This window comes from Micromonospora sp. WMMA1996 (assembly GCF_002573675.1).
GTDB classification, from domain to species: Bacteria; Actinomycetota; Actinomycetes; order Mycobacteriales; family Micromonosporaceae; genus Micromonospora; species Micromonospora sediminicola.
The window spans coordinates 1,225,042-1,238,954 of the sequence record NZ_PDHU01000001.1 but is presented as its reverse complement, the minus strand read 5'-3'; the positions used below and the strand labels follow the sequence as shown (position 1 = coordinate 1,238,954).

Genomic DNA, 13,913 nt, shown 5'->3' with positions numbered 1-13,913 from the left:
GGGGTTGTGGTGCCCAGGATGGCGGATCTGGCCCGGTTTGGTAGGTGCCACAACTCCAAGATCGGCGACTGGTCGGGCGTGGCAGCGGGACTGACGACAGTGGCCGCCCGCGGAGCGGGCGGCCACTGTCGGTCGTGCGGGGTGCGGGTCAGTCGTCCAGCCAGTCGAGGCGACGACCGCCCCGCTCCGACGCGCCGTCCGGGCGGGCGCGACCGGCCTGGGCCGGGTCGTTGTGGTAGCCGCCCTGGTTGTCGTAGCCGCCACCGCGCTGCTGCGGCGGCTCCTGGCCGTAGCCGCCCTGCTGGCCGTAGCCGTCGCCGTATCCGCCGCGCTGGTCGTAGCCGCCCTGCTGGTCGTAACCGCCCTGCTGGTGGCCGCCGTCGTAGCCGGAGCCGTAACCGCCGCCGGCCGGGCCGCTCTCGTAGCCGCCCTGCTGCCGGCCGTCATAGCCGCCGCCCGGGTTGTCGCCGTAGCCGCCGGCGGGGTTGTCGCCGTAGCCGCCGGCCGGCGCGTCACCGTAGCCGCCCGGGGTTCGGCCACCCTCGTAGCCGCCGGCGGGGGCCTTGTCGTAACCGCCGGCCGGGTTGTCGCCGTAGCCGCCCACCGAGGCGGTGCCGTGACCACCGGTCGGGGCGGCGCCGTGACCGCTCACCGGGGCGGCACCGTAGCCGCCCGCCGGTCGGCCGGCGTAACCCGGGTCGTCGCCGTAACCGCCCGCCGGGGCATCGCCGTAGCCGCCCGGAGCGCCGGTGTAGCCGCCGGTGGGTACGTCGCCGTATCCGCCCTGCTGACGGCCGTTGTCGTAGCTCCCGGCCGGACCGTTGTCGTAGCCGCCCGACGCGGCGCCGTAACCGCCACCGGCGCCGTAGCCGTCGCCCTGCTCCGGGCCGCGGCCGTACTGGCCCGGGCCGGCCTGGTCGTAACCCCGACCCTGCTCCGGCTGGTAGGTGCTGGTCGGGTACGGGTCGGCCGGCGGCGCGTACTGGGTGCTGTCACCGGTGTAACGGCCGGTGGGCTCGTCGAAACGCTCGTTGCCGTAGCCGCCGCCCTGGGCCGGCGGGTAGGCACCGGCGCCGGCGGCGTAGCCGGCACCGGAGGACGGGCCGTTGCCGTAGCCGCCGCCCGAGGAGGGCGCGTTGCCGTAGCCGTTGGCCCCGCCGTAGCCGCCCTGCCCGGGCGCCTCGTCGCCGTAGCCGTAGCCACCCTGCCCCGCCCCGACGCCGTAGGCGGGTCCGGGCGGTGCGCCGTACGGGTCCGGCGGGACGTCGTCCACGACCGGCCGCTGCAGCATGGTGGGAGCGTCGCTGATCGCCGCGCCGCCGACCGCCGTCGGAGCGGGCCCGGCGCCCATGCCGTTGACCACGCGGGTCTGGTCGTCGGCGCCCCGGTAGGCGCCCCGGGCCGCGGGAACCGCGCCGGCCATGGCGGCCCCACCCGGACCGCCGGGACCGGTCGGCCCACCCGGGCCGTCGCCGTCGCCGTCACCGTCGTCGTTCTTGCGCCGCATGTAGAGCAGCACGATGGTGCCCACGCCGACGGCCACGAACAGCCCGCCGAGCAGGATCAGCAGCCAGGAGCTGAAGCCGCCGGAGTCCTCGTTCGCGGTCGGCTGCTGGGCGGCGGGCGCCTCGGTGGCCGGGGTGTCGGTGACCTCGTCCCCGGTCGGCTCCTCGGACGGGAGGGCCGACTCGCTGGCCGACGGGGTGGCGCTCGGGCTCGCCGAGGCCTTGACCGCGATGCCGAGCCGGAGACCGGTCACGGACTGGCCGGCGGCCGCGTTGATCGACTTGGCGCTCGGCGCGGCGCCCTGGATGGACGCGCCGAGGTCGATCCGGCCCGGCAGGATCGGGTTCGAGGAGGAGCCGCTGAAGCTGAAGTTGCCGCTGCCGTTCGTGGTCGTCTGGCGCTGGTTGCCGGAACTGTCGCGCAGCATGACGAGCGCGCCGGAGATCGGCTCCCCGTCGGAGTTGACCACCTTGCCGGAGACCGTCTTCACGGTCTGCGGCTGCTGCGGCGGTGCGGCCTTGCCCTTGACCGCCAACTGGAAGTTGCCGGTCGCCGGGTCGGACTTGTCGGGCTGCACCTGCACGGTGACGGAGGTGTTGGCGTCCTGCGCGCTGTCGTTGGCGCGGATGGTGAGAAGCTGGATCTTCGGCCGGGGATTACCGGGGGCGAAATTGATCTGGCCGCATCCGGAGGCGCAACTGACGCCGGACGGCAAGCCGGTCACGCTGATCTGGGCGCTCTGGTCCTCACCCTCCGGCGTGACCTGAACGCTGACCGTCGTGTCGCTGCCGGCGTTGACCGTGACCGATCCGGGCGACACGCTGACGCTGGCCGCGAGGGCGGGTGTGGCGGGGACGGCGAGCAGGGCGCCGAAGACCAGCGCTACGACCACACCGGCCCGATGCTTCCAGGCACGTCGGTGTGTTGACACGTCCACCGCCTTCCGGGTCTGATCTCCCCGCTGGCCGCTCCGGCCGGGTTGATCACTCACGGTACGAAATACGCCGTCGGCAACTATGCCTTGTCTGACCGGATCATCTCTACCCAGGGCCGGCGTCGTGCGGCCTTCTGCCGGGTCGTATCGTCCCGTCGTGTCCTCTCCGCACGCTTATTCCGACGTGGTGTCAGCCGCCCTGACGGCGCTGGACGAGGGGCGTACGCCCGAACGGCCGGTGCTCCGGGAGGCGGTCCGGACGCTCTTGGCCGCCCTTGCGGAGCGCGCCCCCGGCCGATCGGTGGAGGTGCGTGTCCCACCCTACGGCGCGGTGCAGTGCGTGACCGGTCCGCGACACACCCGCGGCACCCCGCCGAACGTGGTGGAGATGGACCCGGCGACCTGGCTGGCGGTCGCCACCGGACGCCTCGGCTGGGCGGAGGCGGTCACCGAGGGTCGCGTACGGGTCTCCGGGATCCGGGCCGACCTCTCCGCGTACCTCCCGATTTAGGCGGGCCGACGCCGCCGAACGACGTCACGCTCGGCGGACGGTTCGTGACTGTCGGTGTCGACTCCTGTTCGCGTACACTGGTGCCCGACGACGGTCCCGGCCCACGGTGCGGAGCTGCCCCCCGACTCCGCCAGGCCAGTCCAGACCCCCACCATGAGGGAGCGGCAGGTGCCCCGAGGCGATGGCCGGCTGAGCCACGACCTTGACCCCCAGCGACCCGGCCCCCAGGACGCGTGCGGCGTCTTCGGCGTCTGGGCGCCCGGGGAAGAGGTCGCCAACCTCACCTACTTCGGGCTCTACGCCCTCCAGCACCGGGGCCAGGAGGCCGCGGGCATCGCGGTCAGCGACGGCTCCGGCGTGGTGGTCTACAAGGACCTCGGGCTGGTCGCCCAGGTGTTCGACGAGCCGACCCTGGCGAGCCTGCGCGGGCACGTCGCCATCGGGCACGCGCGCTACTCGACCACCGGCGGCTCGACCTGGGAGAACGCCCAGCCGACGATCCGGGCCACCACCGCCGGCACGACGATCGCGCTGGCCCACAACGGCAACCTGGTCAACACCGCCGAGCTGCGGCGCGAGGTGTCCGCCCGGGGCGTCGACTCCGACGGCTCGACCAACGACACCTCGCTGGTCACCATGCTGCTGGCCAGCCAGCCCGACCTCTCGGTCGAGGCGGCGGCGATGGAGGTGCTGCCGCAGCTGCGGGGCGCGTTCAGCTTCGTCTTCATGGACGAGTCGACGCTCTACGCGGCGCGCGACGCGCACGGCGTGCGCCCGCTGGTCCTCGGCCGGCTGGAGCGCGGCTGGGTGGTGGCGAGCGAGACCGCCGCGCTGGACATCGTCGGCGCGAGCGTGGTGCGCGAGGTGGAGCCGGGCGAGCTGATCGCGATCGACGAGAACGGGCTGCGCTCCAGCCGGTTCGCCGCGCCGGAGCCCAAGGGCTGCCTCTTCGAGTACGTGTACATCGCCCGGCCGGACGCCACCATCGCCGGCCGCAACGTGCACGCCGCCCGGGTGCAGATCGGCCGGCAGCTCGCCAAGGAGCACCCGGTCGAGGCCGACCTGGTGATCCCCGTGCCGGAGTCGGGCACCCCGGCGGCCATCGGCTACGCCGAGGAGTCCGGCATCACCTACGGCCAGGGTCTGATGAAGAACCCGTACGTGGGGCGCACCTTCATCCAGCCCTCGCAGACGCTGCGCGCGCTCGGTGTCCGGCTCAAGCTGAACCCGCTGCGGCAGAACGTGCGCGGCAAGCGGCTGGTGGTGGTGGACGACTCGATCGTCCGGGGCACCACGCAGCGGGCCATCGTCCGGCTGCTGCGCGAGGCGGGGGCGCTGGAGGTCCACGTCCGGATCTCGTCGCCGCCGGTGAGCTGGCCCTGTTTCTACGGCATCGACTTCGCCACCCGGGCCGAACTGCTGGCCAACGGGCTGGACAACGAGGGCATCCGGCGCTCGATCGGCGCCGACACGCTGGGCTACGTGTCCCTGCCCGGTCTCATCGCCGCGACCGAGCAGCCGAAGACGCGGCTCTGCCGGGCGTGCTTCGATGGGGAGTACCCGATCGAACTGCCGGCCGGGAATCTGATCGGCAAGCACGTGCTCGAGGGAGTGGGTCGCCGGGTCGCCGCCGAGGCGGTCGAGCCCACCGTCCCGCTCGTCGCCACACCGACCCACCACCCGTAGCACCACCGACGCGGGTCCGGCCGCTCCGGTCCCGCGGGAACCACAAAGGGGAGAACCGTGACGCACGTGTCCGAGCGCAGCGGCGCAGGATCCAGCCCGACGGGCGCCGGCGGCGACCGCCAGCCCTGGACGGCGGGATCCGGCCGGACGCAGCGCAAACGCTCGGTCTCGTACGCCGACGCCGGGGTGTCGATCGAGGCGGGCGACCGCGCGGTCGAGCTGCTCAAGTCCAAGGTCAGGGAGACCCGGCGCCCGGAGGTCATGGGTGACCTCGGTGGCTTCGCCGGCCTGTTCCGGCTGGACACCAAGAAATACAAGAACCCGATCCTCGCCTCCTCGACCGACGGCGTGGGCACCAAGCTGGTGATCGCCCAGCAGCTCGACATCCACGACACGGTCGGCATCGACCTGGTCGCGATGGTCGTCGACGACCTGGTCGCCTGCGGCGCGGAGCCGCTGTTCCTGCTCGACTACATCGCCACCGGCGAGGTCGTGCCGGACAAGGTCGCCGAGATCGGCGCGGGCATCGCCGACGGCTGCCGGTACGCCGGCTGCGCGCTGCTGGGCGGCGAGACCGCCGAGCACCCCGGCGTGCTGCGCCCGGACGAGTACGACATCTCGGCCACCGGCGTGGGCGTGGTGGAGGAGAGCGACATCCTCAGCCCGGAGCGGGTCGAGGTGGGCGACGTGGTGATCGCGATGCGCTCCTCCGGTCTGCACTCCAACGGCTACTCCCTGGTCCGGCACGTGCTGCTGGGCGCCGGCCGGATGCGGCTGGACGTGGTGATCGACGACTTCGGCCGCCAGCGCACGCTGGGCGAGGAGCTGCTCACCCCGACCAAGATTTACGCGCAGGACTGCCTGAAGCTGATCGCCGAGGCCGAGGTGCGGGCCCTGGCCCACGTCACCGGCGGCGGCATCCCGGGCAACCTGGTCCGGGTCCTGCCGGAGCACGTCGACGCGGTGGTCAACCGCTCCACCTGGAAGCCGCAGCCGATCTTCGACCTGATCCAGTCCAAGGGCCGGATCGAGGACCCGGAGATGGAGGCGACGTTCAACATGGGCGTCGGCATGTTCGCGATCGTCTCCGCCGAGGACGCCGACCGCGCGCTGGCCACGCTGACCGGCCGTGGCGTCGAGGCCTGGCAGGCCGGCGAGATCATCGAGGGCTCGGGCAACGTGCAGATGGTCGGCCAGCACACCCGGGGATGATCACGCTCCGCTGATCAGCCGGGCACCTGATCGGGGGTTCACCCGAGCGGCCACCGCCGCCTAGCCTGAAGGTTCGGTTTCCAGGCACGCGGGGGAGGGGTCGATGGCTGCGCGCACGCCCGAGGGGATGCGGGGCATCGCCGCCGTCCCCTCGTACGTGGTCATGCAGCCGACCACGCTCTGCAACCTAGACTGCGCCTACTGCTACCTGCCGCTGCGCGCGGCCGACCGGCGGATGCCGGTGGCGGTGGCCGAGGCGGTGGCGGCGTCGGTGAACCCCTGGTCGGCCGGGGGGCGCTTCTCCGTGGTCTGGCACGGCGGGGAGCCGCTCGCGGCCGGTCGGGAGCACCTGGCCGCGCTGCTGGCCCCGTTCGGGCCGGACGTCGAGCACCACGTGCAGACCAACGCCACCCTCGTCGACGACGCCTGGTGCGCGTTCTTCGCCGAGCACCGGGTGCGGGTGAGCGTGAGCGTGGACGGCCCGCGGGCGCGCAACGCCGAGCGGGTCACCCGGGGCGGGCGTCCGGCGTACGACCGGATCGTGGCCGGGGTGGCGGCGCTGCGCCGACACGGGCTGCCCTTCTCGGCGCTGGCGGTGGTCTCCCGGCCGGAGCCGGGGCTGGCGACCGAGCTGTACGACTACTTCCTCGACCTGGGCTGCGAGGTGCTGGGCGTCAACATCGAGGAGACCGAGGGCGTCAACACCCGGACGAACGCCCGGGACGCGGCCGACGTCACCGGCTTCTGGGCCGAGCTGGTCGCGGCCTGGCGTCGGGATCCCCGGATCCACCTGCGCGAGGTGGAGTGGTCACTGCGGTACGCGGGGGCGGTCCTGGCCGGCACGGCGGACGACCTGCTGCCCCGTCACCTCGACCCGATCCCGACCGTCGGACACGACGGCTCGGTGGTGGTGCTCTCCCCCGAGCTGGCCGGCTTCAGCGACCCCCGCTACGGCGACTTCGGCAGCGGGAACGTGCTGACCACCCCGCTGAGCGAGATCCTCGCCGGCGCCGGGCGGACGCCCTGGGTCGGTGAGTTCCTCACCGGGGTGGAGGCGTGCCGGTCGTCCTGCGCCTACTTCGGGTTCTGCGGTGGTGGTCACGCCGCCAACCGCTACTTCGAGCTGGGGCGGTTCGACGGCACGGAGACCGAGCACTGCCGCAACAGCAAGATCCGCCTATTGGAGGGAGTGTTGGAGCATGCCCGAGATCACCAGTGACAACGACCGGGACGTGGTCGCCGACCGGGTGCGGGACGCGGCCGCGGGGCTGACCGCGCTGCTCCACGAGGCCGAGGCGGCTCGGCTGCTGCGGTCGGAGGTGTCGGGGGGCGACGGCGCCAGCGCGGTCTGCGCGTGGAACCACTTCGAGAACATCCCGACGTTCTACAACTGGAACAACCGACCGCGCTGAGGGAACGGTTCCGAGATCAAGGACCTGCCGGTGCGGCCGGGGGTCGCCCCGGTGCGGCAGGTCCCTGATCGTCGGTCGAACGCCGGCTCGGCAGAGCACATGCGTGAGCACGCGGGGGTTGCCGCGTGCTCAGATGTGATGGGAGGTCAGCGGGTCGGTCGGGCCCAGGTGTCCGGGTCGTCGTCCGCGTGGTCCTCGTCATCGTCGTCGACATACTCTTTGTAGTCGTCGTCGAAGTTGTGCTCAGACTTACCACTACCCGCCAGCTCGCGCTGCAAGGCGGTTAGGTCGGTGTTCGGGGAGTGGTACTTCAACTCCCGGGCCACCTTCGTCTGCTTGGCCTTAGCACGGCCGCGCCCCATGGCTCGACCCCCTCGCACAGAATGCGGGGCAGCCCGAAGGCGGGCCCCGATGACGTCAGGCATCTCTCGTGGCTCTTACGGTACATGGGGATGCCACCGTTCGGCACCTCGGGTCACCGTCGACCGGCCCTGCGCGTCGCAGTGTTCCAGCCGTCACAAAGTGTACCGGGTAAGGGGCGTCGGCCGGTGCCGGCCGTGACAGCGCGCAAACCGGACGAAATATCCCGAGGATCAGCTTAACGCCGTACCCGGTCCGGCGTGTGCCCGGGGGCGGAGCCGGCCGGCCCGCCCCCGGGTGACGTTCAGCGCAGGTGGATGGTGCGCAGGCGGCCGACCTCGGCCATCCGCCGCTCGGCGAGCCGGTCCGCGGCGACCGCCGGCGGGACGCCCTCGTCGTCGGCGAGTCGCAGGATCTCCCGCGTGGTGTCGAAGATCCGGGTGGCGCGCAGCTTGGCCCGATCGAAGTTGAAGCCCTCGATCTCGTCCGCGACCTGGATCACGCCACCGGCGTTCACCACGTAGTCGGGGGTGTAGAGGATGCCCCGGTCGGCGAGGACCTTCTCGATGCCCGGGTGGGCGAGCTGGTTGTTCGCCGCGCCGGTGACCACCTTGGCCCGCAGCACCGGCACGGTCTCGTCGTCGAGCGCGCCGCCCAGCGCGCACGGGGCGTACACGTCGATGTCGGACGCGACCAGGGCGGCGGTGTCGTCGACCAGGGTGACCTGCGGGTGGGTGGTGCGCACCCACTCCCGGGCGCGCGGGTTGACGTCGGTCGCCACGACCTCGGCGCCGTCCTCCAACAGGTGCGCGGTGAGGTACTTGCCGACCTTGCCCAGACCGGCCACACCGACCCGCCGGCCGGCGAGCGTCGGGCTGCCCCAGACGTGCTCGGCGGCGGCCCGCATGCCCTGGAAGACGCCCCAGGCGGTGAGGATCGACGAGTCGCCCGCGCCGCCGTGCTCCACGCTGCGACCGGTGACGTAGCGGGTCTCCCGGGCGATGACGTCCATGTCGGCGACGTAGGTGCCGACGTCGCAGGCGGTGTAGTAGCGGCCGTTCAGCGACTCCACGAAGCGGCCGTAGGCGCGCAGCAGCGCCTCGCTCTTGATCTGGTCGGGGTCACCCCAGATGACCGCCTTGCCGCCACCGAGGTCGAGGTTGGCCAGGGCGTTCTTGTACGCCATGCCCCGCGAGAGGTCGAGCACGTCGGCGAGGGCCTCGGCCTCGCTGGCGTACGGGTAGAAGCGGGTGCCACCGAGCGCGGGGCCCAGCGCGGTGGAGTAGATCCCGATGATCGCCTTCAGGCCGGACTGCTTGTCCTGGCAGAACACGACCTGCTCGTGACCCGTGGATACCGGGTCGTCGGTGCTGGCGAATACGCCCATGGCTGACTCCTGTGTCGGTGTGCGCCCTTGTGGGGCGCGGAACCTTCGGTGGCACGCCGGCGGGATGCTGCCGGTGTCGTTGAGCCTAATATCGGCCGGAACCGTACTGTCGCGCACGTCACGCCGCCGGCGTGACGGCGGCGACGGGGGGTCCCGTCTCGTGGGAGGATCGCGCCGTGCCGTCGCTCTTCGCTTCATACCTGCGCGTGTACGAGCCGTTGACCGCCTTCGACCGGGACCGGCAGTCGTACTGGCGCCGGTACGTGAGCGAGGGCCGGGCGATCGCCCCGCTGGAGGGGCCGGTGCGGCAGCGGACGGCGGTGATCGAGGCGCTCGGCGCGGGCTGGACCCGGTTGCCCGACCTGCCGGACGAGGCGTACGTCCTGGAGACCGACGAGGCGCTGCTGGTCTGCCCGTGGAACCTGCGCATCCGGGTCGCCGAGGCGGCGCTGAGCGCGCGCGACGGCGTGCCGTCGGTGCTCGCCGACGCGTTCGTGCCGCCGGTGCTGGCCGGGCAGGCCAAGGCCGTGGTGGAGGACTGGCGCAGCGGGGCCCGGGTGCTGGAGCACGGGGTGCCCCGGGTGCACGAGCAGATCGCCACCTGGGGTGTGCCGCTGCGTTGGTTCGTGCTGTTCGAGGCCGGGGAGCGGCATCTGGTCACCGAGCCGGAGCGGCGTGCGCTGCGCTTCCGCACGGAGATCTCCAAGGCGCGGCGCCGTTCCTCCCGGGCGCTGTCGGTGCTGCGCAAGTCGGTCGGGGAGGCGCCGATCACCGAGGCGGTCGAGGAGGCCGCCCGCTGGTTGGAGGAGTTCCACCCGCGGTCGGTGGTCGAGCTGGACTACGGCGGCCTGGTGCAGCTGCTGCCGGACGAGACGTTGCTGGCCGACGACTCGACCGAGCTGGTCGCGGAGGGGTTGGCCGGGCTGGCCCGGGGCGAGGCCGAGGAGGCCTCGGCGGCCTACGACAAGCTGGTCGCGCGCTGGCGTGCGGTGCAGCTGCTGGAGCGCTGCAACTGACGCCCGGTTTGCCCCCTTTCGAGGGTCGTGATGCGAGAGTGTCTCGTAGTTGACGCATCACGAACCGTGATCATGAGTCCGAATAAGGTACTTTCTGCGGCATAAAAGTCGTAAAAATCGGGCATGCTTCATCCGTCCGTCTAGGGACCTTCAGCCGTTCGGCCCATGTCGGACATCGGGGACTAGCCGGACCATGGGAGACGCGTCGGCCGGCGGGACCCCGGCCGATGTCTATACATGTGGAGGAGTGACCCCGATGGCATCGCGAACGCACGAACCAGAGCCGCTACTCACACCGGCCGAGGTGGCGTCGATGTTCCGTGTCGACCCGAAGACGGTGACCCGGTGGGCCAAGGCTGGCAAGCTCAGCGCCATCCGGACCCTGGGCGGCCACCGCCGTTACCGCGAGTCGGAGGTTCGGGCCCTGCTGCAGGGGCAGATTCCCCAGCAGCGTCAGGGAGACTGACGACCCGAAGTTCCTCAGGAAATCCCGATCAGGGGCGGTCGGCCGACGGGCCACCGCCCTTAATCGTGTCCGGGGGCCGGTCCGTCCAGGACGATCCGCAGCCCCACCGTGCCGCCCTCCCCCCGGCGCAGCCGGCTGCCCAGCAGGCTCAGCCGGCCGATCAGCCGGTACTTGTGCTTGAGCAGGCCCCGGATCCGCCGGGTGCTCTCCTGGTCGCTGATCGTCGCGTGGGCCGGCACCGCCTCACCGTGGGGGCGTCCGCGCACGTCGCACGGCGCGACAGTGACCCGGCCGTCGCGCCGGATCCGCTTGACCTTGCCGGAGTCGGACACGGTCCACACCGCCAGCGCGTCGCCGTCGCGCACCGCCCACACCGGGGTCGACACCGCCCGACCGTCCTTGCGGAACGTGGTGAGCAGGACGTACTTCTCCGCCGCCAGGCGGTCCAGGTCGGTCACGCCGCCCAGGATACGGCTGCGACAGCGGCGCCGAGCCCGGATAGCGTGCTCTCTCATGACCGGGGAACCCGAGATCGGCGACGTGTTCGGCGAGATGATCCGCGACGCGTACGCGGTGGCGACCGGCATCGGTCCCCGACCGATGGCCGGCGGACGCCTGCCCCGCCCGGTCATCGAGATCATCGAGCGCGACGACGGGCTGGTCAACGGCGCGCCCGCCGGGCACTACCTCGACCCGCCGGACCGCTGGCAGCCGCACGACCACCGGGCGGTCGACCGGGTCCACGGGCACGTGCTCGACGTCGGCGTCGGCGCCGGCCGGATCGCGCTGCACCTGCAGGAGCGCGGCGTGCCGGTCACCGGCCTGGACACCTCGCTCGGCGCGCTGCGGGTCAGCCGGCACCGGGGCGTACGCGAGCTGGTGCACGGCACCGTCGACGAGCACGTCGCCGACGGACGGCGCTACGACACGTTCCTGCTGCTCGGCAACAATCTCGGTCTCTTCGAGGGGCGGGAGCGGGCCCCCGCGCTGCTGGCCGCGCTCGCCGCGCTGGCCCGGCCGGGGGCGACGGTGATCGCGCACGGCACCGACCCGTACGGGACCACCGACCCGGTGCACACCGGCTACCACGAGCGGAACCGGCGGCGGGGCCGGCTGGGCGGGCAGCTGCGGCTGCGGCTGCGCTACCGGCTGCTCGGCACCGAGTGGTTCGACTACCTGGTCTGCTCGCCCGAGGAGTTCGCGGATCTGGTCCACGGCTCACCGTGGCGACTGACCGACGTGGACGACACCGACCACCCCTACTACCTCGCCACGCTCGCCCTGCGGCGTTAGGAAGGGCCCCTTTCAAGCGCCTACGCGTTAAGAAGGGGCCCTTCCTTGCATCTCAGACCTGGACGGTGGGGGTCGTCTGCTCCGGCGGCAGGCCACCGTCGCCGTCGACCACCTCGTCCGGGGTGCCGTCCTCGTCGATGTCGACCATGGTGATGTCCACCTTGCCGTCGCCGTCGGTGTCGAACTGGAACAGGTCGGCCTTGCCGTCGCCGTCGGTGTCCACCACCCAGACGTCGGTCTTGCCGTCGTTGTTGGTGTCCGCGCGGAGCAGGTCCACCCGCTCGTCGCCGCGCGTCTCGACCGTCTCGGTGTTCTGCGCGCTCTCCGGTGCCTGGCTCATCTCGATCCTTCCTTCGGCGTTGACGGCCGTCTGTACCCCGTCCGCTCCGCCCCCACGCATGCCCGGCGGCCCGGCCCTGCATAGGGTCGCATCCAGGAGCGAGCGGCCGGGCCCGGCGCGGCGGAGACCCCGCCCGCCCCCGCCGCGGCGAGGGGACGTCGATGAGTGGTCGTTTTGTGGTCGTCGGAGCCGGCACCATGGGCCTCGGCATCGCGTACGTGGCGGCCGGCGCCGGGTACGCGGTCGAGCTGGTCGAGGTCGACCCGGCCCGGGGCGCCGACGCCGTCCGGCGGCTCGGTGAGCTGTGGGAGCGCGGGGTGCGGCGGGGCAAGCTGACCGAGGAGGCGGCGACCGCCAACCGGGCGCGGGTCACCCTGCGCGCCGGCCTGGCCGAGGTGGCCGAGGAGCCGGACGTGATCGTGGAGGCGGTGCCCGAGCGGCTCGACCTCAAGCGGGCCGTGCTCCGCGAGGCCGAGGGCCGCCGACCGGTGCTGCTGGGCAGCAACACCTCCAGCATCCCGATCGCCGAGCTGGCCGATGGGCTGGACCGCCCGGCGGACTTCCTCGGGCTGCACTTCTTCAACCCGGTCTGGGCGATGGCACTGCTGGAGGTGGTGATCGGCCCGGCCACCGCGCCGGAGACCACCGAGGCGGCCGTCGCGCTCGCCGGCCGCCTGGGCAAGGACCCCGTCGTGGTACGCGACATGCCCGGCTTCGCCACCTCCCGGCTCGGCGTCACGCTCGGCCTGGAGGCGATCCGGATGGTGGCCGACGGGGTGGCCGGCCCGGCCGACATCGACAAGGCCATGGTGCTCGGCTACCGGCACCCGATCGGGCCGCTGGAGCTGACCGACCTGGTCGGGCTGGACGTCCGGCTCGACATCGCGCGCACCCTCCAGGCCGCGTACGGGGACCGGTTCGCGCCGCCGCCGCTGCTCGTCGAGATGGTGGCCGCCGGGAAGCTGGGCAAGAAGTCCGGGCAGGGCTTCTACACCTGGGAAGACGGGGTGAAGCGATGAGTGGGCTGCGGATCGAGGAACTGCCGGACCGCCTCGTGGTCACGCTGGACCGGCCGGAGAAGCGCAACGCGATCGACGCCGACCTGGTGGGCGAACTGCACGGGGTCTGCGCCGAGTTGGAGGCACGGCCCCGGCTGATGCTGCTCACCGGCGGCGCCGCGGGCATCTTCGCCGGTGGCGCGGACATCGCCCAGCTGCGTGAACGCGGCCGGCTGGACGCGCTGGCCGCGATCAACCAGGGTGTCTTCGCCCGGATCCGGGCGCTGCCGATGCCCACCGTGGCGGCGGTCGACGGCCCGGCGCTGGGCGGCGGCGCCGAGCTGGCGTACGCGTGCGATCTGCGGGTGTGCACGGGCCGTGCGGTGTTCGGTCAGCCGGAGGTGCGGTTGGGCATCCTGGCCGGCGCGGGCGCGACCTACCGGTTGCCCGCCCTGATCGGCGAGGCCCGGGCGAAGGAGCTGCTCTTCACCGGCCGGCGGGTGGACGCCGACGAGGCGCTGCGGATCGGTCTGGTCAACCGGGTGGTGGCCGACCCGGCGGAGCTGCTGCCCACCGCGCACGGGCTGCTCGACGAGATGGCCAAGGGCTCCGCGCTGGCGTTGCGGTTGACCAAGCTGGCCGTGGACGCGCCGCCGGCCGCGCACCCGCAGCTCGACCTGCTCAGCCAGGCGGTGCTCTTCGAGGACGAGGAGAAGCGGCGGCGGATGACCGAGTTCCTGGAGCGCCGGAAGGCCCGTTGAGATGACGGGGGCCGCACCGGTCGTCCCGGTG

The 13,913-nt window shown here is 72.7% G+C and carries 15 protein-coding genes; 10 read left to right on the top strand and 5 right to left on the bottom strand.

Features of this window, described 5'->3' with window-relative positions; all coding sequences use genetic code 11:
- Positions 1–148 precede the first annotated feature (148 nt).
- Entirely contained in the window at positions 149–2,398 is a 2,250-nt protein-coding gene (locus tag COO58_RS06110; protein WP_255292530.1) for a carboxypeptidase-like regulatory domain-containing protein, read from the bottom strand.
- A 229-nt stretch (positions 2,399–2,627) separates the two neighbouring features.
- On the opposite strand from COO58_RS06110, the gene COO58_RS06105 reads away from it, so the two are divergent.
- The 5 genes from COO58_RS06105 to amcA all read left to right on the top strand — a co-directional run bounded on the left by COO58_RS06105 (position 2,628) and on the right by amcA (position 7,261).
- Positions 2,628–2,951: a sterol carrier family protein gene (locus COO58_RS06105; protein ID WP_091576717.1), complete on the top strand. Its 324-nt coding sequence runs from the start codon at positions 2,628–2,630 to the stop codon at positions 2,949–2,951.
- A 168-nt stretch (positions 2,952–3,119) separates the two neighbouring features.
- On the top strand, positions 3,120–4,637 hold the full coding sequence (purF, locus tag COO58_RS06100) for an amidophosphoribosyltransferase (RefSeq protein WP_098744131.1): 1,518 nt from the start codon (positions 3,120–3,122) through the stop codon (positions 4,635–4,637).
- 57 nt (positions 4,638–4,694) lie between these two features.
- A complete protein-coding gene (gene purM, locus COO58_RS06095; protein WP_091565718.1) occupies positions 4,695–5,849 on the top strand; it encodes a phosphoribosylformylglycinamidine cyclo-ligase in 1,155 nt (384 codons plus the stop codon).
- A gap of 127 nt (positions 5,850–5,976) precedes the next feature.
- Positions 5,977–7,068: a cyclophane-forming radical SAM peptide maturase AmcB gene (gene amcB, locus COO58_RS06090; RefSeq protein ID WP_176558855.1), complete on the top strand. Its 1,092-nt coding sequence runs from the start codon at positions 5,977–5,979 to the stop codon at positions 7,066–7,068.
- On the top strand, positions 7,049–7,261 hold the full coding sequence (gene amcA, locus COO58_RS06085) for a multiple cyclophane-containing RiPP AmcA (protein ID WP_091565709.1): 213 nt from the start codon (positions 7,049–7,051) through the stop codon (positions 7,259–7,261). Before amcB ends, amcA begins: the two co-directional genes overlap by 20 nt.
- A gap of 146 nt (positions 7,262–7,407) precedes the next feature.
- Here amcA and COO58_RS06080 read toward each other — a convergent pair whose 3' ends face one another.
- A complete protein-coding gene (locus COO58_RS06080) occupies positions 7,408–7,623 on the bottom strand; it encodes a DUF3073 domain-containing protein (RefSeq protein ID WP_013283429.1) in 216 nt (71 codons plus the stop codon).
- A gap of 302 nt (positions 7,624–7,925) precedes the next feature.
- The gene (locus tag COO58_RS06075) at positions 7,926–9,008 is read right to left on the bottom strand and encodes a Glu/Leu/Phe/Val dehydrogenase (RefSeq protein ID WP_098744130.1); all 1,083 of its coding nucleotides are present in this window, start codon (positions 9,006–9,008) and stop codon (positions 7,926–7,928) included.
- 176 nt (positions 9,009–9,184) lie between these two features.
- On the opposite strand from COO58_RS06075, the gene COO58_RS06070 reads away from it, so the two are divergent.
- The gene (locus tag COO58_RS06070; RefSeq protein WP_091565702.1) at positions 9,185–10,024 is read left to right on the top strand and encodes a hypothetical protein; all 840 of its coding nucleotides are present in this window, start codon (positions 9,185–9,187) and stop codon (positions 10,022–10,024) included.
- Positions 10,025–10,280: 256 nt separating this feature from the next.
- Positions 10,281–10,490 (top strand): BldC family transcriptional regulator, encoded by a 210-nt coding sequence (locus COO58_RS06065; protein ID WP_007073996.1) that lies wholly within the window; start codon positions 10,281–10,283, stop codon positions 10,488–10,490.
- A 59-nt stretch (positions 10,491–10,549) separates the two neighbouring features.
- Here COO58_RS06065 and COO58_RS06060 read toward each other — a convergent pair whose 3' ends face one another.
- Positions 10,550–10,948, bottom strand: coding sequence for a PPOX class F420-dependent oxidoreductase (locus tag COO58_RS06060; RefSeq protein WP_091565699.1), 399 nt, complete (start codon positions 10,946–10,948; stop codon positions 10,550–10,552).
- Positions 10,949–11,003: 55 nt separating this feature from the next.
- Here COO58_RS06060 and COO58_RS06055 point away from each other — a divergent pair, with 55 nt between their 5' ends.
- A complete protein-coding gene (locus COO58_RS06055; protein ID WP_098744128.1) occupies positions 11,004–11,783 on the top strand; it encodes a bifunctional 2-polyprenyl-6-hydroxyphenol methylase/3-demethylubiquinol 3-O-methyltransferase UbiG in 780 nt (259 codons plus the stop codon).
- A 52-nt stretch (positions 11,784–11,835) separates the two neighbouring features.
- On the opposite strand, the gene COO58_RS06050 is transcribed toward COO58_RS06055, so the two are convergent.
- The gene (locus COO58_RS06050) at positions 11,836–12,123 is read right to left on the bottom strand and encodes a hypothetical protein (RefSeq protein WP_091565690.1); all 288 of its coding nucleotides are present in this window, start codon (positions 12,121–12,123) and stop codon (positions 11,836–11,838) included.
- Positions 12,124–12,284: 161 nt separating this feature from the next.
- Here COO58_RS06050 and COO58_RS06045 point away from each other — a divergent pair, with 161 nt between their 5' ends.
- Complete coding sequence (locus COO58_RS06045) at positions 12,285–13,142, top strand: 3-hydroxyacyl-CoA dehydrogenase family protein (RefSeq protein WP_098744126.1); 858 nt, start codon at positions 12,285–12,287, stop codon at positions 13,140–13,142.
- The gene (locus COO58_RS06040; protein ID WP_098744125.1) at positions 13,139–13,882 is read left to right on the top strand and encodes an enoyl-CoA hydratase/isomerase family protein; all 744 of its coding nucleotides are present in this window, start codon (positions 13,139–13,141) and stop codon (positions 13,880–13,882) included. Before COO58_RS06045 ends, COO58_RS06040 begins: the two co-directional genes overlap by 4 nt.
- The last annotated feature ends 31 nt before the right edge of the window (positions 13,883–13,913 follow it).

Excerpts from the sequence above, each read along its gene's own strand:
- COO58_RS06045 (WP_098744126.1), top strand. The coding sequence starts at position 12,285 with ATGAGTGGTCGTTTTGTGGTCGTCGGAGCCGGCACCATGGGCCTCGGC.
- COO58_RS06080 (WP_013283429.1), bottom strand. The coding sequence starts at position 7,623 with ATGGGGCGCGGCCGTGCTAAGGCCAAGCAGACGAAGGTGGCCCGGGAG.
- COO58_RS06040 (WP_098744125.1), top strand. The coding sequence starts at position 13,139 with ATGAGTGGGCTGCGGATCGAGGAACTGCCGGACCGCCTCGTGGTCACG.
- amcB (WP_176558855.1), top strand. The coding sequence starts at position 5,977 with ATGCGGGGCATCGCCGCCGTCCCCTCGTACGTGGTCATGCAGCCGACC.
- COO58_RS06065 (WP_007073996.1), top strand. The coding sequence starts at position 10,281 with ATGGCATCGCGAACGCACGAACCAGAGCCGCTACTCACACCGGCCGAG.
- amcA (WP_091565709.1), top strand. The coding sequence starts at position 7,049 with ATGCCCGAGATCACCAGTGACAACGACCGGGACGTGGTCGCCGACCGG.
- COO58_RS06050 (WP_091565690.1), bottom strand. The coding sequence starts at position 12,123 with ATGAGCCAGGCACCGGAGAGCGCGCAGAACACCGAGACGGTCGAGACG.
- COO58_RS06055 (WP_098744128.1), top strand. The coding sequence starts at position 11,004 with ATGACCGGGGAACCCGAGATCGGCGACGTGTTCGGCGAGATGATCCGC.
- COO58_RS06075 (WP_098744130.1), bottom strand. The coding sequence starts at position 9,008 with ATGGGCGTATTCGCCAGCACCGACGACCCGGTATCCACGGGTCACGAG.